We start from the raw sequence: 22,597 nt of genomic DNA on the forward strand, positions 1-22,597 counted from the left end.
GGCACTCACACCGTGCCGCCCATCTGCTCCCGCTTCGCCATCCGCGCGGAGACGTAGTCGGTGAGCCGGATCATGGGGAACGAGAGCGCCACGAACAGCAGGCCCGCCACCACGTACGGCGTGAAGTTGTAGGTCTGGGCCTGGACGATCTGCGCGGCGCGGATCGCGTCCACGGCGCCCAGAACGGAGATCAGCCCGACGTCCTTCTGCATCGACACGAAGTCGTTCATCAGCGCGGGGATGACCTTGCGCAGGCCCTGCGGGATGACCACGAGGCGCAGCGTCTTGGCGTGCGACAGGCCCAGCGACCGGGCGGCGATGCGCTGCGACGGGTGCACGGCCTCCATGCCGGCGCGCAGCACCTCGGCGACGTACGCCGAGTAGCACAGCATGATGCCGATGGTCCCGAGCACGGCGGCGGGGTAGCGCTGCGTCGGGTCGAGCGCGGGGATGCCGAACCCGACCAGGTACAGCACGATCAGCACCGGCAGGCCACGGAACAGGTCCGTGTACCCGGCGGCGAGGGCGCGCAGCGGGAACCACACGGGTCCACGCAGCGACCGCAGCACCGCCAGCAGCGTCCCGAGCAGCGCGACGCCGATCGTGGCGAAGAACAGCACGCGGATGTTGAGCCACAGGCCCTCGAGGATCTTGGGCAGCGAGTCCCGCGCGATCTCGAGGTTGAAGAACGTCTCCCGCACCGAGTCCCACCCGGGGGAGCTCAGCACGAGGGTGCCCGCCACGACGGCGAAGATCACCGTCGAGACGAGCGCGATCAGGACGGAGCGCCCCGAGGCCTTGCGCCGGTGCGTCCGGCGGTCGAGCTCGAGCGCGCTGGGCTGCCAGGTGATCTGGGGCGCCCCGCCTGTCGTCATGAGTTGTGCGTCCTACCGGTGAGGACTACTGCAGCACCGGCACGTCGACGGCCTCGGACAGCCACTCGGTCTCGAGCGCCTCGAGGGTGCCGTCGGCGGCGAGCGCGTCCACGGCGGACGTCACGGGAGCGGTGAGCGCGGAGCCGATGGGCAGCACCAGGCCGAACTCGTCACCCCCCTCGGAGCCAGCGAACTGGCCGACGATGACGCCGCCCTCGACCTCGACGGCCGCCGAGTAGAAGGCGCCCGGCAGGTCGGTGACGAACGCGTCGATCTGGCCCGCGTTGAGCGCGCCCACGACGTCGCCCACGTTGTTGAAGACCTGGACGTTGTCCTCGCCGAGCGCCTCGACGGCGACGTCGTACGAGGTGGTGCCGACGGCGACGCCCACGGCCGCGCCCTCGAGGTCCGCGATCGACGTGGCCGACGCGAGGTCGTTGCCCTCGACGGAGACGACGGCCTGCGTGGTCGTGTAGTACGGCGACGAGAAGTCGACCGCCTGGCGGCGCTCGTCGGTGATGGAGAACTGCTGGATGTTGAAGTCCCAGTCCTTGGCGCCGGGCGCGATCGCGGAGTCGAACGTGGTGCGGACCCACACGACGTCCTCGGCGGCGAAGCCGAGCTCCTCGGCGACGGCATACGCGACGGCGGCCTCGAAGCCCTCGCCCGACTCGGGGGCGTCGCCCACGACCCACGGCTCGTAGGCGGGCTCGCCGGTCGCGATGGTGAGCTTGCCCTCGGTGAAGGTCTCGAGGGTCGCCTCGGCGGGAGCGGAGGCGCCTCCCGTGGCGGTGGGCTCGGCGGAGGACTCACCCTCCGACGACGAGCTGGAGCAGCCGGCGAGCGCGAGCGCGGACACGGCGACGGCCGCGACGGAGACGCGGCGCAGGGATGCGGTGGTGATCATGGTTCTCTCCCAGAGATGGTGTGGAGCAGAATCGACGCTGATCGCTCGCGGTACCAGGGCATCCTACTCGCGCGCGTTCGCGAGCCTCCAATCGGCGAAGTCGAAGCCGGGCGACACCACGCAGCTCACGAGGCACTCCTCGTCGCCCGCGAGCCGCGCCGCCTGCCACACGCCCGCCGGGACGAGCACCTGCGCCGCGTCTCCCGCGCTCACCGAGGGGCCGAGTCGCACGGTGGTCGCCTCACCCGGCTCCGCGCCCGACCCACCCAGGCTCAGCTCGAGCGCACCGGGCCCGTGCCACAGCCAGATCTCGTCGCTCGTGACCACGTGCCACGCGGACGCCTCGCCGGGCGTCAGCAGGTAGTGGATGCACGTCGCGGCGGGCCGCGCGCCTCCCGGGGTGTCGACGGGGGTGGCCGCCGTGTAGGTGCGCCGGAACCATCCGCCCTCGGGGTGCGGCTCCAGACGGAGCGCCGATGCGGTCGCTGGGGTGGTCATGTGTCCTCCCTGGTCTGGGGTTCGTGCGCCCTGGCAGGCACTGGGTGCCGAGAATCGGCAAGAAACGGCGCTCAGTGCCTTCCAGGATGCAGAGAGCCGTCGCCGCCGGCGGCGACGAACGCGTCGGTCGCGTGGCGCACGCGCCCGCGGATCACGGTCGCGGCCGCGCGACCTTCCCCGCCCTCGGCGAGAGCGGTCAGCGTCGACGTGACGTCGGAGACGGGAACGTCGAAGAACGCCAGGTCCGCCTGCGCGCCCACGGCCAGGTACCCGGTCCGGGCCGGTCCCTCGTCGATGCCCATCGCGTGCGCCCCGCCGAGCGTCGCCGCCCGCAACAGCCTCTCGGCGAGGTCCTCGTGCGAGTACCCCTGCGAGCGCGCGATCCGCATGAGCTCCGCGACGTCGCCCATGGGGTCGAGCGACGGCGAGGACGACAGTGAGTCGGTGCCCACCGCGATGGGGCTGCCCTCGCGGAGGTACGCGGCGACGGGAGGCGCGTCGAGACCGATCACGGCGTTCGACCGCGGGCACAGCGCGACCGTCGTGCCGCGCGCCCGCAGGATCGCCCGGTCCCGCTCGGACATGTAGACGCCGTGCGCGATGTGGCAGTCAGGGCCGAGCACGCCCAGGTGGTCCACGTAGTCCGTCGCGGAGGTGCCGAAGCCCGCCTGGCGGAGCTCGGCCAGCGAGCCCACGCCCTTGGTCTGCCACGGCTCGGAGGCCTCGTGCTCGAACTCCTGCTCGATGCCGGACTCGCCCAGGTGGATATGGATGCGGCTGCCGCGCTCGCGCACGATGTCCGGGATCTCGAGCAGCGGCACGATCTCGAGCGAGTACGGCGCGTGCGGGCTGAGGCCGGTGCCGGGTCGGCGGGGCAGCGAGTCCAGCGCGGCCTCGACCTGCGCGCGGCCGTGGTCGCGCCAGTCCTCGTTGGTCCAGTCGATGACCTCCCAGTACGCGATCCCCGACAGCCCCGCGTCGTGGAGCGCGTGCGCCGCCTCGGGGTCGGTCACCACGTCGGCCGCCGCCGTGACGCCCGCGGCGATCATCAGCGCTGCCCCGTGAGCCGCATCGGCCGCCCAGTCGTGCTCGCGCGCGTAGACCGGGTTGAAGCCCTTCGCCCAGTCCTCGAACCCGTTGTAGGTGCGCTGGCTGACCTCGCCCATGCCGGTGTACTGGAGGTGCGTGTGCGCGTTGACGAGGCCGGGCGTGAGCACGCCGGGCCAGTGCACGTGGGTCACGGGCACGCCGCGCTCGCGCAGCGACTCCTCGACCCACACGCGCTCGCCCACGTGGAGGATCCGCTCGCCGCGCACGGCGATCGCGCCGTCGAGGATGGGCGGCGCAGTGATCGGCAGCACGAGCTCGGCCGAGTAGAGGGTGACGGGGTAGGCGGTCATGACGAGTGGGGGTGTCCGTTCTGCAGCGCCGATGCGCTCGCTGGGGTGGCAGGGGCCGTGGCGCCGGGCGCGGGGGCGGGGTCGGGCGTTCCGGTCGCGCGGTAGCGCGGGGACCGCCAGTCGCCCGCGGCGGCGGGGGCGGAGGATCCGCCCGTGACGAGGGGGACGCCGCGCTCGCGGGCGGCGACCGCGGCGACGTGGTCGACGGCGTCGCGGCTGAGCGCGTGGACTCCGGGTCCGCGCCGGCCCGTGACGAGCTCGCGCACGGCCGCGAGCTGGGTCGCGAAGGACAGGTCCATGATCTCGATGGGGTTGCCCTCGGCAGCGGTGACGTTGATGCACCCGCCGCGGTCCAGCACCAGCGTGCCGGCGTCGCGCAGGCGCTCGACGTGGGGCGCGACGGGCTCGAGCACGTCCCCGCCCTCGAGAGCGCCGTCGAGGTCGATCTCCCCGGGGACGCCCCCGGCGACCGCGACCGCCGCCGCGCGGCGGATCTGCGTCGCGCCCACGGTCGCGGGCCACCCCGTCGCCGAGACGACCAGGGCGCCCTCGGCCACGTCGTCGCCGAAGCGCTCACTCGTGCCGGCATCGTCGCTGCTCACCACCGCGAAGCCGTCGTGCGCGGCGAGGAGCGCGCGCACGGGGTCGATCTCGGCGACCGCCACGCGCGCGCCGAGCGCCCGCAGGTGCGCGGCGACGCCCACGCCCACGGGGCCGTAGCCGACGACGACGGCGGGCTGGTCGCGCACGCTCACGCCCGCGTCGTCGAGCAGGTCCGCGATCGCGAGCACGCACGACTGACCCGTGCCGTACCGGTTGTCGAAGCCGGTCTTGGTGGCGGCGTCGTTGACGGCGATGACGGGCACGGCGAGCGCGCGACCCATCGCGCGCAGGGGGGTCAGCCCCGAGGTGGTCTCCTCCGTCGCGCCGATCCACTGCTCCGCGAGCCCGAGCTCGTGGCCCAGGCGCGTGATGTGGCTGCCGTCGTCGACGAGCACGTCGAAGCCGCGCTCGAGGAACGCGCTCGCGGCGGCGCGCTCCTGCTCCGGCGCGAGCGTCGCGTCGGCGTCGCAGGCGATCCCGCGGGCGCGCAGCTCCGCGGCGACCTCGGGGTCGGTCTCGTCCGGGTGGGCGTAGACCGCGACCTCGGCGCCGGCGTCGCGGAGCAGCAGCGCGAGGTTGGCCGTCTTGGGCTCGAGCGTCATCGCGACGCCGATCCGCAGGCCCGCGACGCAGCGCTCGGCGGCGAGCTCGCGCGCGAGCGCCGTCGAGACGGGCATGTGGGCGCCGGCGAAGGAGACCCGACCCCCGGCGTCGCCACGGTCGGGCAGCGGGCGGCCGCCGAGCGTGATGGCGCCGGTCGTGACGTCGAAGGCGACCGCGTCGCCGCCGCCGTCCTCGCCGCCCCCGTCCAAGTCAACGCGCGCCCCCATGCCCGCGAGCATGGAGACCAGCGCCTCGGCGACGGGCCCTGACCCCTGCACGCGCATCGGCCGTCCTGCGATGAGGAGGTTGGTGTCGCGCGCGAAGCGCCGCAGCAGCCGCTCGGCCTCGCGTTGGGGATCCATGCCCTCAAGTCTAGGTTTCGCCCGGCCCTGACCCGGAGGGGGCCTTCAGACGCTAGCCATCACGCAGGTAGTTGACTAAAGTCAATGATATGGACGATCGCCTCATCCAGACCTTCCGCGTCTTCCAGCGCACCGTGACCCGTGAGGTGGGCGCGCTGCAGGAGAACTTCCTCGGCCGCGGGCGCCCCTACGGCGTCTCGCGGCTGCTGTGGGAGATGGGCGACGGCCCCGTCGAGGTCGCGACGCTGCGCGAGCGCCTGGGCCTCGACGCCGGGTACGCCTCGCGCCTGCTCCGCGCGCTCGAGGACGAGGGGCTGGTCACGGTGTCCCCGAGCCCCGACGACGCCCGCGCCCGAGTCGCCGAGCGGACCGAGGCCGGTCGCGCGGAGGCCGCCGAGCTCGATGCCCGCTCGGATGACACCGCTGCCCAGATGCTCGCGCACCTCGACGAGGAGGAGAGGCGCGAGGTCGAGCGCGCCGCCCGCACGGTGACCGCGGCGCTCGCCCGGAGGCACCTGGTGATCGACGTCGAGGCGCCCGACTCGGCCGACGCGTGGTGGTGTCGCGACCAGTACTTCGCGGAGATCGACGCGATCTTCGCGAGCGGCTACGACCCGGCCGCCGCCGTGCAGGCCACGGACGACGACCTCACCATGCCCCGCGGCGCACTGCTCGTCGCGCGACTGCACGGCCAGCCGGTCGGCTGCGGCGCGGTGAAGCTCCCCGCCGAGGGCCCCGCGCACCTCAAGCGCATGTGGGTCTCGCCAGCCGCGCGAGGGCTCGGGCTCGCGGCCACGATGCTCGAGCGGCTCGAGGCCATCGCCCGCGACGCGGGCGCGACCGAGGTCGGGCTCGACACCAACTCCGCGCTCGTCGCCGCCACCACGCTGTACGAGTCGCGTGGCTACGCGCAGGTGCCGCGCTTCAACGACGAGACCCACGCGGACCGCTGGTACCTCAAGCGCCTCGAACAGCGCTGAGCGCCGGAGATCGTTCCTCCAGCGCGCCCGGGAGCAACGAAGCGCGCAGAGAACCTTCGTCCAGGGGGGAGAAGGCGCGGGGAGGGGCAGGACGGCGCCCGTGCTTAGGATGATCTCGCCGGAGATTCCGGTCCTTCCGCATGCCCTGGAGGCCCCGTGACCCGCCCCCTCGCCCCGCTGCTCGAGCACCTCGACGCGCCCGCGGTGGACGCCGAGCACCTCGTCGCGCCCGTCGCGGCGGCCCCGGCGATGGTCGCGCGCACCGTCCGCGACCAGGACGGCCTCATCGTCGTCGTCACCGCGACCTCGGGCGACGCGGACACCTTCGCGGCCGCGCTCAGCGGCTACCTCGACCCCGCCCGGATCACCGTCCTGCCCGCGTGGGAGACGCTCCCGCACGAGCGCCTCAGCCCCCGCTCCGACACGGTGGCGCGGCGCCTGGCGACGCTGCGCCGCATCGTCCACCCGGAGCTGGTCGAGACCGAGGCCGGCCTCCCCGCCCTCGACGTCGTGGTCGCGCCGCTGCGGGCCATCCTCCAGCCCGTCATCCCCGGCCTCGCGGACCTCGAGCCGGTCTCGCTCCACGCGGGCGACGTGCGCGACCTCACCGACCTCACCGAGGCGCTCGCCGGCGCGGCCTACTCGCGCGTCGACATGGTGGAGCGCCGCGGCGAGTTCGCGGTCCGCGGCGGCATCGTCGACGTGTTCGCGCCCACCGACCCGCACCCGGTGCGCATCGAGTTCTTCGGCGACGAGGTGGACTCGCTGCGGTCCTTCTCCATCGCCGACCAGCGATCGCTCGCGCCGGTCGACCACCTCTGGGCGCCGCCGTGCCGCGAGCTGCTGCTCACCGAGGACATCCGCGTCCGCGCGTCCGCCCTGCAGGACCAGGTCCCGGCCGCCGCGGACATGCTCGGCCGCATCGCCTCGGGCGTCGCCGTCGAGGGGATGGAGAGCCTCATCCCGCTGCTGGTCGACCGCCTCGTGCCGGTGACCGACGCGCTGCCCCGTGGCACCCGCATCGTGACCATCGAGCCTGAGCGCCTCGCCCGCCGCGCCGAGGACCTGCAGCGCACCGCGCAGGAGTTCCTGGCCGCCGCGTGGGTGGGCGTCGCCGCCGGCGCGGACGCGCCGCTCGAGCCCACCGAGGGCTCCTTCCTCTCCCTCGAGCAGATCGAGGAGTCCGCGGCGGAGCGCGCGCTCGACTGGTCGACCATCGGCCCCTTCGGTGGGGCCGATGCGGTCGCCACCGGCCTCGCTGACGTCGAGGACCACCGGGGTCGCCTGCAGGCGGCGCTCGGGGCCATCCGCACCCGCGTGGGGGAGGGCTGGACGGTGGTCGTGACCGCGGCGGGCTCGGGCTCCGCGCACCGGATCGCCGAGCAGTGCGCGGAGCTCGAGATCGCCGCGCGCGTCACCGAGACGTGGGAGCCGGCGGACGGCGTCGTCAGCATCGTGCCCCACATCACCGGCGCGGGGTTCCAGGCGCCCGAGGCGCGGGTGCTCGTCGTGCACGAGTCCGACCTCACCGGCCGCGCGGCCGCGGCCGCCGGCCCCAAGGTGAAGGTCCCCAGCCGGCGCCGCAACGCCGTCGACCCGCTGCAGCTGCGCCCTGGAGACTTCGTCGTCCACGAGAGCCACGGCGTGGGCCGCTTCGTCGAGCTCACCAAGCGCACGGTGCGCGGCGTCGAGCGCGAGTACCTCGTCATCGAGTACGCGCCCTCCAAGCGCGGCGGCCCCGCGGACCGCCTGTCGGTGCCGACCGACCAGCTCGACCTCGTCACCAAGTACGTGGGCGGCGAGGCGCCCAGCGTCAACAAGATGGGCGGCGCGGACTGGGCCAAGACCAAGGGCAAGGCGCGCAAGGCGGTCAAGGAGATCGCCGCCGAGCTCATCCGCCTGTACTCCGCGCGCATGGCCTCCAAGGGCCGCGAGTTCGGCCCCGACACCCCGTGGCAGCGGGAGCTCGAGGAGGCGTTCGCCTACGTCGAGACGCCCGACCAGCTGTCGACCATCGACGAGGTCAAGGAGGACATGGAGAAGGGCGTCCCGATGGACCGCCTGGTGTGCGGCGACGTGGGCTTCGGAAAGACCGAGATCGCCGTGCGCGCGGCCTTCAAGGCGATCCAGGACGGCGCGCAGGTCGCGCTGCTGTGCCCCACGACGCTGCTGGTCAAGCAGCACGTCGACACCTTCTCCGAGCGCTTCGCGCAGTTCCCCGTGAAGGTCGCCTCGCTATCGCGCTTCCAGACGGACAAGGAGGCCAAGGAGGTCATCGAGGGCCTCGCCGACGGCACCATCGACATGGTGATCGGCACCCACCGCCTGGTTACCGGCCAGGTGCGCTTCAAGCAGCTCGGCCTCATCATCATCGACGAGGAGCAGCGCTTCGGCGTCGAGCACAAGGAGACCCTCAAGGCGCTGCGCACCGACGTGGACGTGCTCGCGATGTCCGCGACGCCCATCCCGCGCACGCTCGAGATGGCCGTGACGGGCATCCGCGAGATGTCGACTCTCGCCACGCCGCCCGAGGAGCGCCACCCGATCCTCACCTACGTGGGGCCGCACGAGAACCCGCAGGTCGCCGCCGCCATCCGGCGCGAGCTCATGCGCGACGGCCAGGTGTTCTACATCCACAACTCGGTCAAGACCATCACGAGCGCCGCTCGCCGGCTGTCCGAGCTGGTGCCCGAGGCGCGCATCGCCGTGGCCCACGGCCAGATGAGCGAGAAGCAGCTCGAGCAGGTCATCGTCGACTACTACGACCGCCGCTACGACGTCCTGGTCTGCACCACGATCGTCGAGACCGGCCTCGACATCTCGAACGCCAACACCCTCATCGTCGAGCGGGCTGACAAGTTCGGACTGTCGCAGCTCCACCAGCTGCGCGGTCGCGTGGGCCGCGCCCGCGAGCGTGCGTACGCGTACTTCCTGTACCCGCCGGACCGCACGCTGACCGAGACCGCCCACGACCGCCTCCAGACGATCGCCGCGAACACGGACCTGGGCGCGGGCATGGCGGTCGCCATGAAGGACCTCGAGATCCGCGGCGCCGGCAACCTGCTGGGCGCCGAGCAGTCGGGCCACATCGAGGGCGTGGGCTTCGACCTCTACATCCGCATGGTCGGCGAGGCCGTGGCGGGATTCCGCGGAGAGGGCGGCGAGGAGCGCGCCCCCATGACGATCGACCTTCCGATCGACGCCCACATCCCCACGCAGTACATCGAGCACGAGCGGCTGCGTCTCGAGGCCTACCGGAAGATCGCCGACGCGGCGGACGAGGCCGCGCTCGCGGCCATCGAGGAGGAGCTCCAGGACCGGTACGGCAACCTGCCGGAGCCCGTCGATCACCTGCTGGCCGTCGCACGGCTGCGGCTCGAGGTGCGCGAGGCGGGCATCACGGACGTGGTCGCCCAGGGCCGCTACGTGCGCTTCAGCCCGCTCGAGCTGCCCGACTCCGCGACCATGCGCGTCAACCGCCTGTACCCGGGCACGCTCATCAAGCCCGCCGTGCGCCAGGTGCTCGTGCCCGCTCCCATGACGTCCCGCGTGGGCGGCAAGCCCATCGAGGGCCCCGAGGTGCTGGACTGGGCTCGCGAGGTCATCAAGGCCACCCGCCCGGCGACAGTAGGATGAGCGTCATGCCTCTGCCTCGCCGTCGCTCCCTCGCGGCCGCCCTCGCGGGCACCGCCATCGTCCTCACCGGATGCTCCGTGCCCGGGCAGCCCGCCGCCGCCGGCGTCGCGGCCGAGCTCGACGACGTCACGATCACCAACGAGCAGGTCGCCGAGCTGTCCGACGCATGGGTCTACGACATCGGCTCCCCGGCGAACCGCCGCCAGGTCCTCACGATGGAGCTGATGCGCGAGCCGCTCAAGGCCGCCACGGACGAGATCGACCTCACCTACAACCGGTCGCAGGCGCAGATCCAGGCCGAGGGGCTCCTCGAGCTCCAGGGCGTCTCGGGCGCGCCGAGCGAGGAGCTCGTGGACGCGGTCGAGGGCGCGCTGATGCTCGCGGCCTTCACGGTGATCCCCGAGGACACCTCAGCGATCCAGGCCGTCGCCGAGCAGGTGGAGGCGGACGCCGTCACCAACGCCCGCACCGGCTCCTTCTCCGCGGACGCCTTCATGGCATCGCTCACCGAGACGGCGGCGAAGGCCACCGCGGCGGCCCAGCAGGGACAGCCCGCGTGGTTCCTCGAGTTCAACGACGTCGTGGGACTCGTCGACCAGGACGCCTCCTGGCTCGTGAGCGAGTGACGCGTCTGTGAGTGACGGAGTCGACCGACTCATCCAGGTGATGGACCGCCTGCGCTCGCCGGGCGGCTGCCCGTGGGACGCGCAGCAGACTCACGAGACGCTGACCGCCTACGCGCTCGAGGAGACCTACGAGCTCATCGAGGCGATCGAGTCGGGCACCCGCCAGGACATGCTGGAGGAGCTCGGCGACGTGCTCCTGCAGGTGGTGTTCCACGCGCGCGTCGCGCAGGAGCACGCCGAGGCGCCGTTCGACATCGACGACGTCGCGAACGCGGTCGCCGACAAGCTCGTGGAGCGTCACCCCCACGTCTTCGGCGAGGCCGATGCCGGCTCGGCCGAGGAGGTCCACGCCCGGTGGGAGCGGATCAAGAAGGAGACCAAGGCTCGCGAGTCCGTGATGGACGGCATCCCCGTCGCCCAGCCCGCCCTCGCACGCGCCCAGAAGGTCATCAGCCGCGCCGCCCGCGCGGGGCTCGACGTGCGCGACCCTGCCGGCGTGGGCATCGGCCCTCAGCTGCTCGCCTTGGTGGCGCGTGCGCAGGCCGAGGGCGTCGACGCCGAGGCGGCGCTGCGCGACGCGACCCGAGACTACGAGGCGGCCGCGCGGGAGGCCGAGAGCGCATCGGCCCCCACGGCCCGGACCGTCACCGAGGGTTCACCGACCTAGGACCTCGGTCGCCCGGCACCGCCCCGACGGCGCCCATAGACTGACCAGAGAAACCCCGAACACCACAACTGAAGGAGCATCATGGCCAGCATTGAGGCTATTGGCGCACGCGAGATCCTGGACTCGCGCGGCAACCCGACCGTCGAGGTCGAGGTCGCGCTCGAGGACGGCACGTTCGCCCGCGCCGCAGTCCCCTCCGGCGCCTCGACCGGCGCGTTCGAGGCGGTGGAGCGCCGCGACGGTGGCTCCCGCTACCTCGGCAAGGGCGTCGAGCAGGCCGTGGACGCGGTCATCGACGACATCGCCCCGGAGATCGTGGGCCTGGACGCGACCGAGCAGCGCATCATCGACCAGACGATGCTCGACCTCGACGGCACCGACAACAAGGGCAAGCTGGGCGCGAACGCCATCCTCGGCGTCTCGCTCGCCGTCGCCAAGGCCGCGGCCGACTCGGCCGACCTGGCGCTGTTCCGCTACATCGGCGGACCGAACGCGCACCTCCTGCCCGTGCCGATGATGAACATCCTCAACGGCGGCTCGCACGCCGACTCGAACGTCGACATCCAGGAGTTCATGATCGCTCCGGTGGGCGCCTCGTCGTTCCGCGAGGCCTACCGCTATGGCGCCGAGGTCTACCACGCCCTGAAGTCCGTGCTCAAGGAGCGCGGCCTGGCCACCGGCCTGGGCGACGAGGGCGGCTTCGCCCCCAATCTCGAGTCGAACCGTGCTGCCCTGGACCTGATCCTGGTCGCCATCGAGAAGGCCGGCCTCAAGCCCGGCGAGGACGTGGCGCTCGCGCTCGACGTCGCCGCGACCGAGTTCTTCAAGGACGGCGCCTACCAGTTCGAGGGCGCGGCCAAGTCCGGCGAGGAGATGTCGGCGTACTACGAGCAGCTCGTGGCCGACTACCCGCTGGTGTCGATCGAGGACCCGCTATCGGAGGACGAGTGGAGCGACTGGTCGCACCTCGTCGAGACCATCGGCGACAAGACCCAGATCGTCGGCGACGACCTGTTCGTCACCAACCCGACCCGCCTCAAGCGCGGCATCGACGAGAAGGCCGCCAACGCGCTGCTCGTGAAGCTCAACCAGATCGGCACGCTCACCGAGACCATCGACGCCGTGTCGATGGCCACGGCCGCGGGCTTCACCTCGATGGTGTCGCACCGCTCGGGCGAGACCGAGGACGTCACGATCGCTGACCTGGTCGTGGCCCTCAATACTGGCCAGATCAAGACCGGCGCGCCCGCCCGTGGCGAGCGCATCGCGAAGTACAACCAGCTGCTCCGCATCGAGGAGGAGCTCGACGACGCCGCGAAGTACGCCGGCACGTCGGCCTTCCCGCGCCGCTACTCGGCGTAAGCCAGGCTTCGACGGCCGCGGCTCCCACCTGAGGGGGTCGCGGCCGTCGTGCTGTCCGGGACCGTCCCGCGCGCCTGACCCGCAGTCCCACGTCTGCCAGAGAGAATCGTCGCCATGAGTGTGCCCAGCCGCCCCGGAACGCCACGGACGTCCTCGACGTCGCCGCGCTCCGACGCGCGCTCGCGCACCTCGGCGAAGCCGTCCGCTGGCCGCTCGTCGGCTGGCCGGACCTCGGCCGGCAAGCCCGCGGCACCCCGCGCGGCACGCAAGGGACCCACGACGGGACCCATCGCCAAGCCGAGCAGCCGCCCGGGCGGTCCCACCGCATCGGCCCGCACCTCCCGTGACGCCGGCCCGCGCATCGACCCATCGCGTCCCAAGGGCTCGTGGACCGGGATGCTGACGTGGCGGACCGCGGTGATGGTGGGCGTGCTCGCGCTCGCGTTCGCGGTGGTCGCACCCTCGGTGCGCGCCTACATGGACCAGCAGGCGATGCTCGAGTCGCTGCGCGCGGAGGCGGAGACGGCGCGCACCGAGGTCGACGACCTCGAGGCCGACGTCGCCCGGTGGGACGACCCGGCCTTCCTCGTGGCCCAGGCGCGCGAGCGGCTCGCCTACGTGTTCCCGGGCGAGACGCCGTACCGCGTCATCGACCCCGACTCCGTGACCGGCCCGGCGGACGGATCCCCCGCCGCCGAGCGCAGCCCCGACTCGCTCGAGGACGCGACCTGGTACGACCGGCTGTGGGGATCTGTCGTCGAGGCCGGCGAGGGGGCCGATGCGGTCGCACCCGCCCAGGCGCCCGTCGCCGTGGAGCCCGAGGAGGGCGAGGAGCCCGCCGCCGAGTCGGGCGACGAGGTCACCTCGGAGGACGGCGCCGGCGCCGGCTCCGACGAGGCCGACCAGCTGACCGACGTAGACTTCGGAGGGTGACAGACACCCCCGCGACCGAGACCGATCTCCAGGTGCTCGCGGCGCAGCTGGGGCGCGAGCCGCGCGGCGTGGTCGCCATCGCGGCGCGCTGCGTGTGCGGCAAGCCCACCGTGGTCCACACCGCGCCCCGCCTGCCCGACGGCACGCCCTTCCCGACGCAGTACTACCTCACGCATCCCGAGGCGGTGTCCGCCGTGTCCACCCTCGAGGCGCGCGGCGTGATGAAGGAGCTGTCGGAGCGGCTGGCCGAGGAGCCGGCGCTCGCGGAGCACTACGCCCGCGCGCACGAGACCTACCTCGAGGAGCGCTACGCCCTCGACGACGTGCCGGAGATCCACGGCATCTCGGCCGGCGGCATGCCCGACCGCGTCAAGTGCTTGCACGTGCTCGTCGGCCACGCGCTCGCGGCCGGACCCGGCGTGAACCCCCTGGGTGACGAGGCGCTCGCGATGATCCGGGGCCACTGGCGCCCCGACCGCTGCACGTGCCCCGCCGTCGACGCCGACCCCGACGCGCCCGAGTCCCTCGACCCCGACGCCTACACCCAGGAGGCCTGATGCCCCGCGTCGCCGCCATCGACTGCGGAACCAACTCGATCCGCCTGCTCATCGCCGATGTCGACCTCGCGTCCGGCACCCTCACCGACGTCGTGCGGGTCATGACGGTGGTGCGCCTCGGCCAGGGCGTGGACCGCACGGGCCAGTTCGCGCCCGAGGCCCTCGAGCGCACGCTCGCGGCGACCGACGACTACGCCGCGCAGTGCCGCGAGCACGGCGTCGAGGCGATCCGCTTCGTCGCGACGTCCGCGACCCGTGACGCGAGCAACCGCGACGAGTTCATCGAGGGCGTGCGCGCGCGCCTGGGCGTGGCGCCCGAGGTCATCTCGGGCACCGAGGAGGCTGAGCTCAGCTTCCGCGGGGCCCTGTCCGCGCTGGACGCCTCGCGCCCGGGTCCGTACCTCGTGGTCGACCTCGGCGGCGGCTCGACCGAGCTGGTGCTCGGCCAGACGTCGCCCGAGGCCGCGCACTCGATGGACGTGGGCTGCGTGCGCATGACCGAGCGCCACCTCGAGTCGGACCCTCCGACCGTCGAGCAGATCGAGCTCGCGCGCGCCGACGTGCGCGCCGCGCTCGACCGCGCCGCCACCGAGGTGCCTCTGGGCGCCGCGCGCACGCTCGTGGGCCTCGCGGGGTCCATCACCACCGTCACGGCGACGGCCCTCGACCTGCCCGCGTACGACCGCGACGCGATCAACGGCTCCCTGCTCGCGATCGTCGACGCGGTGGAGGCCTCCGCCCGCCTGCTCGCCGCGAGCCGCGAGGAGCGCGCCGCGCTGCCGTTCATGCACCCCGGGCGCGTGGACGTCATCGGCGCCGGAGCGCTCGTGTGGCGCGAGGTCATGGAGCGGGTGCGCGCGGACGTCGCCGCCGACGGCGCCGTCCTCGACACCGTGGTGACGAGCGAGCACGACATCCTCGACGGCATCGCCTTCTCGGCGGCCGAGCGGCTGTAGCCAGCCCAGCGAGCGCATCGGACCTCCGGCGGGGCCCCGCACGCGCACGCGTGCCCCCGGCGAGCGCATCGGCCCTGCGTCGCCTTCACCTGTGGCCACCCTCACCCGTGCCCACCCTCACCCGTGATCGCGTACCAGCCAACACACGGCTGGGGCGCGAGTGACGCGTGGGGCGCGAGGGTATCCACGTGCGCCCCTGGCGTCCCACCAGCCCCGGCTGTGTGTTGAGTGGCACGGGATGGGCGGACGGGATGAGGGCCGATGCGGTGGCTGAGCTGGCCGCACCGCCGCGCCGATGCGGGAGGATGGTGCCGCGCCCTCGTAGCCCAATTGGCAGAGGCAGCCGACTTAAAATCGGCTCAGTGCGGGTTCGAGTCCCGCCGAGGGCACGGGAATCGGATCGTGTGCGATGTGGTTGCATGTGAGCGTGCCGCCGAGTTCCGCAACGGTCGGCCTGCGCTCCGAGCGCGGCCCGATCCTCCTGTCGCTCATGCTCGCCACCGCCCTGGTGGCGCTCGACGCGACCATCATCGCCACCGCCTCCGCGACCATCGCGGGCGAGCTCGGCTCCTTCGAGCAGGTCCCGTGGCTGTTCTCCGCCTACCTGCTCGCGCAGGCGGTGAGCACCCCGCTCGCGGGCCGGCTGTCCGACATCCTGGGCCGCAAGCACCTCATCCTCGCCGGCGTGGGCCTGTTCCTCGCGGGCTCGATCCTGTGCGGCGCCGCGTGGTCGATGGGCGCGCTCATCGCGGGCCGCGTGCTCCAGGGCCTCGGCGCCGGCACGGTCATGCCCGTGTCGCAGACCATCGCGGCGGACATCTACACGCTCGAGGAGCGCGCGAAGGCGCAGGGCTACCTCGCGTCGGTCTGGGCGATCTCCGCGGTGCTCGGCCCGACCCTCGGCGGCGTGTTCTCGGAGTTCCTGTCGTGGCGGTGGATCTTCCTCATCAACATCCCGCTGTGCGCGCTCGTGGCGTGGATCGTCGTGCGGCGGTACCACGAGCCGCCGCGCGAGGGCAGGCGCGAGCGCATCGACTACGGTGGCGCGGCGCTGCTCACGGGCGCGAGCACGCTGCTGCTCGTGGGCCTGCTCGAGGGCGGCACGACGTGGGAGTGGTGGTCGGCGCCGTCGGTGACGGTGCTGTCGTTGGCCGTGGTGCTCGCCCTGCTATTCGTGCGGCACGCGCTGCGGTCGCCGCACCCGATCGTCGACCTGCGGCTGCTGCGCCGGCACGTCATCGGCGTCGCGACGGCGGTGTCGCTCGTCGTCGGCATGGTGGTGCTCGGGCTGTCCACCTACGTGCCGATCTACGCGCAAGGCGTGCTCGGGTATGGCCCCCTCATCGCGGGCTTCGCGCTCGCGGCGATGACCATCGGCTGGCCGCTCACCGCCTCCAACTCGGGCCGGCTGTACCTGCGATATGGGTTCCGGGTGACGGCGATCATCGGGTCGATCGTGGTGATCGTCGGCGCCTCGGCCACGCTGTTCCTCGGCCCCTCGACGCCGCTCGTGTTCACCGCCGTCGCGACCTTCCTCGTGGGCGCCGGCATGGGGCTCACCGCGATCCCGACGCTGATCGCCGCGCAGTCGTCGGTGGGTCGCGAGATCCGCGGCGGCGTGACCGGTGTCAACGTCTTCGCGCGATCGCTCGGCTCGGCCGTGGGAGTCGCGATCTGCGGCGCCATCGTCAACGCGCACGCCGAGCTCGGCCCGGACGGCACGCCGCAGGGCGACGGCCTCATGGACGGCCTGCACCTGGTCTTCATCTTCGTCACCGTCAGCGCGGTCGTGCTCGCGGTGCTGTCCGCGGCGATGCCCCGCGACCGCGACGCCGCGCGCGAGCGGCGCGAGGCCCAGGCGGAGACTGCCGAGAGGGTCAGCGAGGACGAGGGCGCAGGCTGAGCTCGGTCGGTGAGGTGCGACCCCGCGGAGGGCCGATGCGCGCCCACCTTGGGCGCCACCCTCACCCGGTGCGCCTGGTGGGCCGGGCAGCCCCGTGCGGGTCGCGCCGACGCGCGCCCGTACGCTGGGCGCATGGCAGCAGGCGCGACCGTCCACACCTTCGACTTCACCCTCGCGGACGTGGACCGCGGCGTCTACGAGGACCTCAGCCTGCGCGTCGCACGTCACCCCTCGGAGACCGCGGACTTCATGATCACCCGCGTGCTCGCGTTCTGCCTCGAGCGCGAGGAGGGGATCGCCTTCAGCGAGGGCATCTCCACCACGGACGAGCCGGCAGTCGTGGTGCGCGACCTCACGGGCCGCCTGGTCGCGTGGATCGAGGTCGGCGCTCCCGATGCGGAGCGCCTGCACCGCGGCAGCCGCGCCGCGGACCGCACCGCGATCTACACGCACCGGGATCCGGCCAAGCTGCTCGCCAGCTGGGAGGGCAAGCGCATCCATCAGCGCGAGGAGCTCGTGCTCCACAGCTTCGATGACGGCTTCATCGGCGCCGCTGCGGCGCTCGTCGAGCGGCGCAACGTCGCGACGGTGTCGGTGACCGAGCGGCATCTGTATCTCGAGCTGAACGGCACGAGCCTCGACAGCGCGATCCACGATCACCCGCTGACGTAGCCGCGCCCGTCCTTCCGCGCCCTGGAAGGCACTGAGTGCCGAACTCGGCGCGAAACCGGCACTCAGTGCCTTCCAGCGCGCTGGCGCGCATCGGCACGGCGAAGGTCCCCCTCGCGCCTCCACTATTCAGTGTTACTATCTACTGGTAGTCAACATCACTGAGTAGTAGGAGGCCCGCCGTGGGCAAGCAGATGACCGAGATGCTCAAGGGGACCCTCGAGGGCATCGTCCTCGCGTTGCTCGCCACGAGCCCGGCCTATGGCTACGACATCACCGCCCGCCTGCGCGAGCAGGGCTTCACCGACATCGCCGAGGGCACCGTCTACGCGCTCCTCATCCGCCTCGAGAAGAAGGCGTTCGTGGCCGTCGAGAAGGTGCCGTCCGAGAAGGGCCCGCCGCGCAAGGTCTACGCCATCACGCCCGAGGGGCAGCAGTACCTCGACGAGTTCTGGAGGACGTGGAGCTTCCTCTCGGACCGCATCTCCCAGCTCCACACGGAAGGACAGGGATCATGACCAGGAACTGGATCGAGGTCGTCACCGGCTCTCTCGACGACAAGAAGAAGTACCGCGAGTACAAGGCCCGCAAGGCCGCGCTGCCCGCGCCCTACGAGCAGACCGTCGACGCCATCGAGCGCTACCTCAACTACGCGGGCGCCATCACCAAGGGCGACGTGCTGGTCGCGATGTACGAGGACCTCATCGTCCTCTTCGAGCAGGCGGCGGCCGACGGCACTCCCGTGAGCGGAGTCGTGGGCGACGACCCGGTGGAGTTCGTCGAGGACTTCCTGCGCGGCTACGAGGACGGCCGCTGGGTCGCCAAGGAGCGCGCCCGGCTCACCGAGTCCGTCGCCGCCGCCGTCCGCGCCCAGTCGCAGGAGCACGGCGATGGCGACTGAGCACGCCATCCGCGTCGAGGCCCTCACCAAGTCCTATGGCGACCTCGAGGTGCTGCGCGGGGTCGACCTCGCTGTGGCGCGCGGATCCATCACCGCGCTGCTCGGCGCCAACGGCGCCGGCAAGACCACACTCGTGAGGATCCTCGCGACACTGCTGAGGGCCGATGCGGGTGTCGCCACCGTGGGTGGCGCGGACGTGGCAGGGGAGCCGGCTCGGGTGCGGGAGGCCATCAGCCTCACCGGCCAGTTCGCGGCCGTGGACGAGGTCCTCACCGGACGCGAGAACCTCGTGCTCGTCGCACGCCTGCGGCACGTCGAGGCGCGAGGCCTCGGCAAGCCCGCCGCCGTCGCATCGGCGCTGCTCGAGCGGTTCGGGCTCACCGATGCCGCAGACCGACGCGTCGGCACCTACTCCGGTGGCATGCGCCGCCGGCTCGACATCGCGATGAGCCTCATCGGCGACCCGCCGGTGGTGTTTCTCGACGAGCCCACGACGGGCCTCGACCCGCAGGCGCGCAACGAGGTGTGGGATGCCGTGCGCACCCTCGCCGCCGGGGGCACCACGGTGCTGCTCACCACGCAGTACCTCGAGGAGGCCGAGCAGCTCGCCCACCAGATCGCGATCCTCCACGAGGGCCGGATCATCGTCGACGGCACGCTCGCCGAGGTGAAGGCGCTCATGCCGCCCGCGACCGTCGAGTACGTCGAGAAGCAGCCGAGCCTCGAGGAGATCTTCCTCGCGGTGACGGGCGCGGGCGCTGGCGCGCCGGCCCCGCAAGGAGGGGAGCAGCGATGACCGCCATCGCCGACACCGCGACCCTCACCGGGCGCAGCCTGCGCCACATCCTGCGCAGCCCCGACACGATCATCACCACCGTGATGATGCCCGTCGCGTTCCTGCTGCTGTTCGTGTACGTGCTCGGCGGCGCGATCGACGTGGGCACGGACTCGTACGTGACCTACCTGCTGCCCGGGATCCTCGTCATCACCATCGCCTCGAGCGTCTCGTACACGGCCTTCCGCCTCTTCACGGACCTCCAGGGCGGCATCTTCGAGCGCTTCCAGTCGCTGCCGATCACCCGGTCCGGGCCGCTGTGGGCGCACGTGCTGACGTCGCTGGTCGCCACGGCCGTCTCGCTGGTCCTGGTCATCGGCGTCGCGCTCCTCATGGGCTTCCGGCCGCAGGCGAGCGTGCTCGACTGGCTCGCGGTCGCGGGGATCCTGAGCCTGCTGACGCTCGCGCTCACGTGGCTCGCCGTGATCCCCGGCCTCACGGCCAGCACGCCCGATGGCGCAAGCGCGTTCGCCTACCCGTTGATCCTGCTGCCGTTCGTGAGCTCCGCCTTCGTGCCCACCGCGTCGATGCCGGGCCCGGTGCGGTGGTTCGCGGAGAACCAGCCCGTCACGGCGATCGTGGACGCGCTGCGCGACCTGCTCGCAGGGAACGCGCCCGGCTCGGCGATCTGGGTCGCGCTGGCGTGGTGCGTCGGCATCCTCGTGGTCGGGTACGTGGTCGCGACGGCGCTGCACCGGCGCCGCTCGGCCTAGCCCCGCGCAGCGCGGCGGCCGGTGCGCGAGCGCCTGCCGCCGCGAACGCGTCCGTCAGGGGAGGAGGCCGTGCGAGTCGTTCGCGAGGGGGATGCCGCCGGCGCAGGCACCGCAGGTATGCTGAACGCGCCAACCCCAGTCGAGGAGGACCTCCGTGGCCAGCCCCGTTTTCAGCTCCAACAGCGCCTTCAAGCCCGGTCAGACCTATGACGTGAACGGCAAGGCCGTCACCGAGGCTGACCTCGAGCAGCAGTACGCGATGCCGTCCGCCGGCCCGGTCGACACCGGCCGCATGAGCTACGAGGGCGTGATCGCCAAGGCCTCGGGCATGGTGCTGCTGGCCTTCCTCACCGCGGTCCCCGGCTACATGTTCTTCAGCTACGCGGGCCTGTTCGTGTCCGCGATCGGCGGCATGGTGCTGGGCCTCGTGCTCGCCTTCAAGAAGACCACCACCCCCGCCCTCGCGCTCCTGTACGCGGCGATCCAGGGGTACTTCCTGGGCTCCCTGTCGACCTACATCGAGACCGCGTTCGAGGTTCCGGGCGCAGCTCTCCAGGCGCTGCTCGCGACCGCCTGCACCTTCGCCGTGTGCCTGTGGCTCTACAAGTCGGGCCGCGTGCGCTACACGCCCAAGCTGCAGAAGTTCCTGATGATCGGCGGCATCTCCTACCTGCTGTTCTCGCTGGTCAACATCGGCTTCATGATCTTCGGCGGCACCGACTCCGCGTGGGGACTGCGCACCGAGTACGACATCATGGGCATCCCGCTGGGCGTGCTCATCGGCGCCTTCGCCGTGATCCTCGGCTGCGTCTCCCTCATCGGCGACTTCGACTTCGTCGAGAACGGCGTCAAGAACGGCCTGCCGCAGCGCTTCGAGTGGACGGCCGCCTTCGGCATCGTCGTCACGCTCATCTGGCTCTACATCGAGTTCCTGCGGATCATCGCGATCCTCCAGGGCCGCGACTAGCCGCGACCCGCAGCACGCATGGCGAAGGACGACGACGGTCTGACGGCGCGCCCGGGTGAGGACCCGTACGAGCTCGAGTGGCCCGACGACGCCAAGGACCAGCGAGCCGCGGAACGGGAGGCGGTGGCCGCCGCCGGCGCGGTGAAGCCCGTGTCGCGTGGCCTCGCCGCGCTCGTCATCGGCGTCGGTCTCACCCTGCTGTGCGTGCTGCCGCTGGGAGTCATCGGCGGGCAGATCGGCTTCTTCCTCGCCGTGGCTGCGCCGGTGATCCTCGGCGGCGTGCTGGTCGCGTGGCCCACCGGGCTGCTCCTGGACCGCGTCGTCCGCCGCATGCCGACCGGCGTGGGCGAGATCGCCTTCGTCCTGCTCGGTGGCGCCGTGGGCTACGGACTCACCTGGGGTGGGCTGACGCTGTTCCAGGAGGCGCTGTTCGCGAGCGCCCAGGACCTCGAGATCGTCCGCTCGCAGGGCTCGATCTTCATGATGACGGCGACCGCGGTCGGCTTCCTCGGGGCCTACATGCTCGCGGACAAGATCCGGCCGTTCCCCAAGCAGGTGATGATCATCGGCGGCTTCATCGTCGTGATGTTCGTCGCGTCGGTCGCGGCGAACCTGTTCGGCACCGGGGGCGCGTGACCGTGGCGAAGTTCGACCTGCCCGAGCCCGAGCTGCGCGCCTACCGTCCCGAGGTCAGCGAGCCCGCGGACTTCGACGCCTTCTGGGAGCGCACCCTCGAGGAGGCGCGCCAGACGCCCATGCGCGTGGACCGTGCCGCCGGGCCGATCGACCTCGCGCAGGTGGTGATCGAGGACGTCACGTTCCCCGGCTTCGGCGGCGACCCCATCAAGGGCTGGCTGCTCACCCCCCGCGGCGCCGAGGGGCCGCTGCCATGCGTCGTCGAGATCTCCGGCTACGGCGGCGGCCGCGGGCTCGCGATCGAGCGCACCCTGTGGGCGACGGCGGGCTACGCGCACCTCTTCATCGACTCGCGCGGCCAAGGCCTGTCCTGGGGCTCGGGCGCCCACACGCCCGACCCCGTCGGGTCCGGACCCGCGGTGCCGGGCCAGATGACGCGCGGCATCCACGACCCGCACGAGTACTACTACCGCCGCCTCTTCACCGACGCCGTGCGCGGCGTCGACGCGGCGCGCTCCCTGCCAGAGGTGGACCCGTCGCAGGTCTTCTTCGTGGGCACGTCGCAGGGCGGCGGCGTCGCGCTCGCCGTCGCCGGGCTCGTGCCGGACCTGGCCGGCTGCGCCGCCGAGGTGCCGTTCCTGTGCCACTTCGACCGCGCCATCGACCTCACGGACGCGTACCCGTACCAGGAGCTCGTGACGTTCCTCAAGATCACGCGCAAGCCTCGCGAGGAGATGCTCGCGACGCTGCAGTACTTCGACGGCGTCAACCACGCGAAGCGCGCGCACGCGCCCCTGCTGATGTCCGCTGCCCTCATGGACGAGGTCTGTCCGCCGTCCACCTGCTTCGCCGCCTTCAACTGGTACGGCGACCGCTCCGGGCAGTCCGACAAGGCGGTCGAGGTGTACGGCTACAACGGCCACGAGGGCGGGCAGGCGCACCAGCAGATGCGCCAGCTCGAGTTCGTCGCTCGTCTCGTAGGCTGACACCAGCGACAGTCGGGAGGAC

Annotated in this window: 22 protein-coding genes and 1 tRNA gene; 18 read left to right on the top strand and 5 right to left on the bottom strand. The window is 72.4% G+C overall.

What is annotated here, in order from left to right; genetic code table 11:
* Nucleotides 1-5: 5 nt before the first annotated feature.
* The 5 genes from B7K25_RS10185 to B7K25_RS10205 all read right to left on the bottom strand — a co-directional run bounded on the left by B7K25_RS10185 (nt 6) and on the right by B7K25_RS10205 (nt 5,248).
* Nucleotides 6-875, bottom strand: coding sequence for an amino acid ABC transporter permease (locus tag B7K25_RS10185; protein ID WP_084105956.1), 870 nt, complete (start codon nt 873-875; stop codon nt 6-8).
* 25 nt (nt 876-900) lie between these two features.
* Entirely contained in the window at nt 901-1,782 is an 882-nt protein-coding gene (locus tag B7K25_RS10190; protein WP_084105957.1) for an ABC transporter substrate-binding protein, read from the bottom strand.
* Between the two features lie 63 nt (nt 1,783-1,845).
* Nucleotides 1,846-2,280 (bottom strand): cupin domain-containing protein, encoded by a 435-nt coding sequence (locus B7K25_RS10195; protein WP_084105958.1) that lies wholly within the window; start codon nt 2,278-2,280, stop codon nt 1,846-1,848.
* Between the two features lie 71 nt (nt 2,281-2,351).
* Complete coding sequence (locus B7K25_RS10200; RefSeq protein ID WP_084105959.1) at nt 2,352-3,680, bottom strand: amidohydrolase family protein; 1,329 nt, start codon at nt 3,678-3,680, stop codon at nt 2,352-2,354.
* The gene (locus tag B7K25_RS10205) at nt 3,677-5,248 is read right to left on the bottom strand and encodes an adenosylhomocysteinase (RefSeq protein ID WP_084105960.1); all 1,572 of its coding nucleotides are present in this window, start codon (nt 5,246-5,248) and stop codon (nt 3,677-3,679) included. The genes B7K25_RS10200 and B7K25_RS10205 overlap by 4 nt, the downstream gene beginning before the upstream one ends.
* Before the next feature lie 89 nt (nt 5,249-5,337).
* Here B7K25_RS10205 and B7K25_RS10210 point away from each other — a divergent pair, with 89 nt between their 5' ends.
* The 18 genes from B7K25_RS10210 to B7K25_RS10295 all read left to right on the top strand — a co-directional run bounded on the left by B7K25_RS10210 (nt 5,338) and on the right by B7K25_RS10295 (nt 22,575).
* The gene (locus B7K25_RS10210) at nt 5,338-6,228 is read left to right on the top strand and encodes a helix-turn-helix domain-containing GNAT family N-acetyltransferase (RefSeq protein ID WP_084105961.1); all 891 of its coding nucleotides are present in this window, start codon (nt 5,338-5,340) and stop codon (nt 6,226-6,228) included.
* 156 nt (nt 6,229-6,384) lie between these two features.
* On the top strand, nt 6,385-9,864 hold the full coding sequence (gene mfd / locus B7K25_RS10215; RefSeq protein ID WP_234988176.1) for a transcription-repair coupling factor: 3,480 nt from the start codon (nt 6,385-6,387) through the stop codon (nt 9,862-9,864).
* A 5-nt stretch (nt 9,865-9,869) separates the two neighbouring features.
* Nucleotides 9,870-10,490: a hypothetical protein gene (locus B7K25_RS10220; protein WP_084105962.1), complete on the top strand. Its 621-nt coding sequence runs from the start codon at nt 9,870-9,872 to the stop codon at nt 10,488-10,490.
* A 7-nt stretch (nt 10,491-10,497) separates the two neighbouring features.
* A complete protein-coding gene (locus B7K25_RS10225) occupies nt 10,498-11,157 on the top strand; it encodes a YabN family protein (RefSeq protein WP_234988178.1) in 660 nt (219 codons plus the stop codon).
* An 81-nt stretch (nt 11,158-11,238) separates the two neighbouring features.
* Nucleotides 11,239-12,519, top strand: coding sequence for a phosphopyruvate hydratase (eno, locus tag B7K25_RS10230; protein WP_084105963.1), 1,281 nt, complete (start codon nt 11,239-11,241; stop codon nt 12,517-12,519).
* A gap of 114 nt (nt 12,520-12,633) precedes the next feature.
* The gene (locus B7K25_RS10235) at nt 12,634-13,452 is read left to right on the top strand and encodes a septum formation initiator family protein (RefSeq protein WP_084105964.1); all 819 of its coding nucleotides are present in this window, start codon (nt 12,634-12,636) and stop codon (nt 13,450-13,452) included.
* Entirely contained in the window at nt 13,449-14,009 is a 561-nt protein-coding gene (locus B7K25_RS10240) for a DUF501 domain-containing protein (protein ID WP_084105965.1), read from the top strand. The genes B7K25_RS10235 and B7K25_RS10240 overlap by 4 nt, the downstream gene beginning before the upstream one ends.
* Entirely contained in the window at nt 14,009-14,965 is a 957-nt protein-coding gene (locus tag B7K25_RS10245) for a Ppx/GppA phosphatase family protein (RefSeq protein WP_084105966.1), read from the top strand. Before B7K25_RS10240 ends, B7K25_RS10245 begins: the two co-directional genes overlap by 1 nt.
* Before the next feature lie 315 nt (nt 14,966-15,280).
* Nucleotides 15,281-15,354, top strand: a tRNA-Leu gene (locus B7K25_RS10250).
* A 101-nt stretch (nt 15,355-15,455) separates the two neighbouring features.
* Nucleotides 15,456-16,868 carry an MDR family MFS transporter gene (locus B7K25_RS10255; protein WP_371328304.1) on the top strand — a complete coding sequence of 471 codons (1,413 nt, stop codon included), beginning with the start codon at nt 15,456-15,458 and terminating at the stop codon, nt 16,866-16,868.
* Between the two features lie 132 nt (nt 16,869-17,000).
* Nucleotides 17,001-17,540 (top strand): YaeQ family protein, encoded by a 540-nt coding sequence (locus B7K25_RS10260; protein ID WP_084105968.1) that lies wholly within the window; start codon nt 17,001-17,003, stop codon nt 17,538-17,540.
* Nucleotides 17,541-17,719: 179 nt separating this feature from the next.
* Entirely contained in the window at nt 17,720-18,055 is a 336-nt protein-coding gene (locus tag B7K25_RS10265) for a PadR family transcriptional regulator (RefSeq protein WP_084105969.1), read from the top strand.
* Nucleotides 18,052-18,438: a DUF1048 domain-containing protein gene (locus tag B7K25_RS10270; protein ID WP_084105970.1), complete on the top strand. Its 387-nt coding sequence runs from the start codon at nt 18,052-18,054 to the stop codon at nt 18,436-18,438. The genes B7K25_RS10265 and B7K25_RS10270 overlap by 4 nt, the downstream gene beginning before the upstream one ends.
* Nucleotides 18,428-19,234: an ABC transporter ATP-binding protein gene (locus tag B7K25_RS10275; protein WP_084105971.1), complete on the top strand. Its 807-nt coding sequence runs from the start codon at nt 18,428-18,430 to the stop codon at nt 19,232-19,234. Before B7K25_RS10270 ends, B7K25_RS10275 begins: the two co-directional genes overlap by 11 nt.
* Nucleotides 19,231-19,986, top strand: coding sequence for an ABC transporter permease (locus B7K25_RS10280; protein ID WP_084105972.1), 756 nt, complete (start codon nt 19,231-19,233; stop codon nt 19,984-19,986). The genes B7K25_RS10275 and B7K25_RS10280 overlap by 4 nt, the downstream gene beginning before the upstream one ends.
* A gap of 154 nt (nt 19,987-20,140) precedes the next feature.
* Complete coding sequence (locus B7K25_RS10285) at nt 20,141-20,953, top strand: Bax inhibitor-1/YccA family protein (RefSeq protein ID WP_084105973.1); 813 nt, start codon at nt 20,141-20,143, stop codon at nt 20,951-20,953.
* 18 nt (nt 20,954-20,971) lie between these two features.
* Nucleotides 20,972-21,589 carry a hypothetical protein gene (locus B7K25_RS10290; RefSeq protein WP_084105974.1) on the top strand — a complete coding sequence of 206 codons (618 nt, stop codon included), beginning with the start codon at nt 20,972-20,974 and terminating at the stop codon, nt 21,587-21,589.
* A gap of 2 nt (nt 21,590-21,591) precedes the next feature.
* Nucleotides 21,592-22,575 (top strand): acetylxylan esterase, encoded by a 984-nt coding sequence (locus tag B7K25_RS10295; RefSeq protein WP_084106202.1) that lies wholly within the window; start codon nt 21,592-21,594, stop codon nt 22,573-22,575.
* Nucleotides 22,576-22,597 lie beyond the last annotated feature (22 nt).

The sequence above is a fragment of the Demequina sp. NBRC 110056 genome (assembly GCF_002090155.1).
GTDB lineage: Bacteria > Actinomycetota > Actinomycetes > Actinomycetales > Demequinaceae > Demequina.

Bases quoted from the DNA above. Each gene is read 5' to 3' on its own strand.
- B7K25_RS10220 (WP_084105962.1), top strand. From the start codon at position 9,870: ATGCCTCTGCCTCGCCGTCGCTCCCTCGCGGCCGCCCTCGCGGGCACC.
- B7K25_RS10200 (WP_084105959.1), bottom strand. From the start codon at position 3,680: ATGACCGCCTACCCCGTCACCCTCTACTCGGCCGAGCTCGTGCTGCCG.
- B7K25_RS10185 (WP_084105956.1), bottom strand. From the start codon at position 875: ATGACGACAGGCGGGGCGCCCCAGATCACCTGGCAGCCCAGCGCGCTC.
- B7K25_RS10195 (WP_084105958.1), bottom strand. From the start codon at position 2,280: ATGACCACCCCAGCGACCGCATCGGCGCTCCGTCTGGAGCCGCACCCC.
- B7K25_RS10210 (WP_084105961.1), top strand. From the start codon at position 5,338: ATGGACGATCGCCTCATCCAGACCTTCCGCGTCTTCCAGCGCACCGTG.
- B7K25_RS10260 (WP_084105968.1), top strand. From the start codon at position 17,001: ATGGCAGCAGGCGCGACCGTCCACACCTTCGACTTCACCCTCGCGGAC.
- B7K25_RS10235 (WP_084105964.1), top strand. From the start codon at position 12,634: ATGAGTGTGCCCAGCCGCCCCGGAACGCCACGGACGTCCTCGACGTCG.
- B7K25_RS10270 (WP_084105970.1), top strand. From the start codon at position 18,052: ATGACCAGGAACTGGATCGAGGTCGTCACCGGCTCTCTCGACGACAAG.
- eno (WP_084105963.1), top strand. From the start codon at position 11,239: ATGGCCAGCATTGAGGCTATTGGCGCACGCGAGATCCTGGACTCGCGC.
- B7K25_RS10205 (WP_084105960.1), bottom strand. From the start codon at position 5,248: ATGGATCCCCAACGCGAGGCCGAGCGGCTGCTGCGGCGCTTCGCGCGC.
- B7K25_RS10245 (WP_084105966.1), top strand. From the start codon at position 14,009: ATGCCCCGCGTCGCCGCCATCGACTGCGGAACCAACTCGATCCGCCTG.
- B7K25_RS10280 (WP_084105972.1), top strand. From the start codon at position 19,231: ATGACCGCCATCGCCGACACCGCGACCCTCACCGGGCGCAGCCTGCGC.
- B7K25_RS10275 (WP_084105971.1), top strand. From the start codon at position 18,428: ATGGCGACTGAGCACGCCATCCGCGTCGAGGCCCTCACCAAGTCCTAT.
- B7K25_RS10290 (WP_084105974.1), top strand. From the start codon at position 20,972: ATGGCGAAGGACGACGACGGTCTGACGGCGCGCCCGGGTGAGGACCCG.
- B7K25_RS10190 (WP_084105957.1), bottom strand. From the start codon at position 1,782: ATGATCACCACCGCATCCCTGCGCCGCGTCTCCGTCGCGGCCGTCGCC.
- B7K25_RS10255 (WP_371328304.1), top strand. From the start codon at position 15,456: ATGCTCGCCACCGCCCTGGTGGCGCTCGACGCGACCATCATCGCCACC.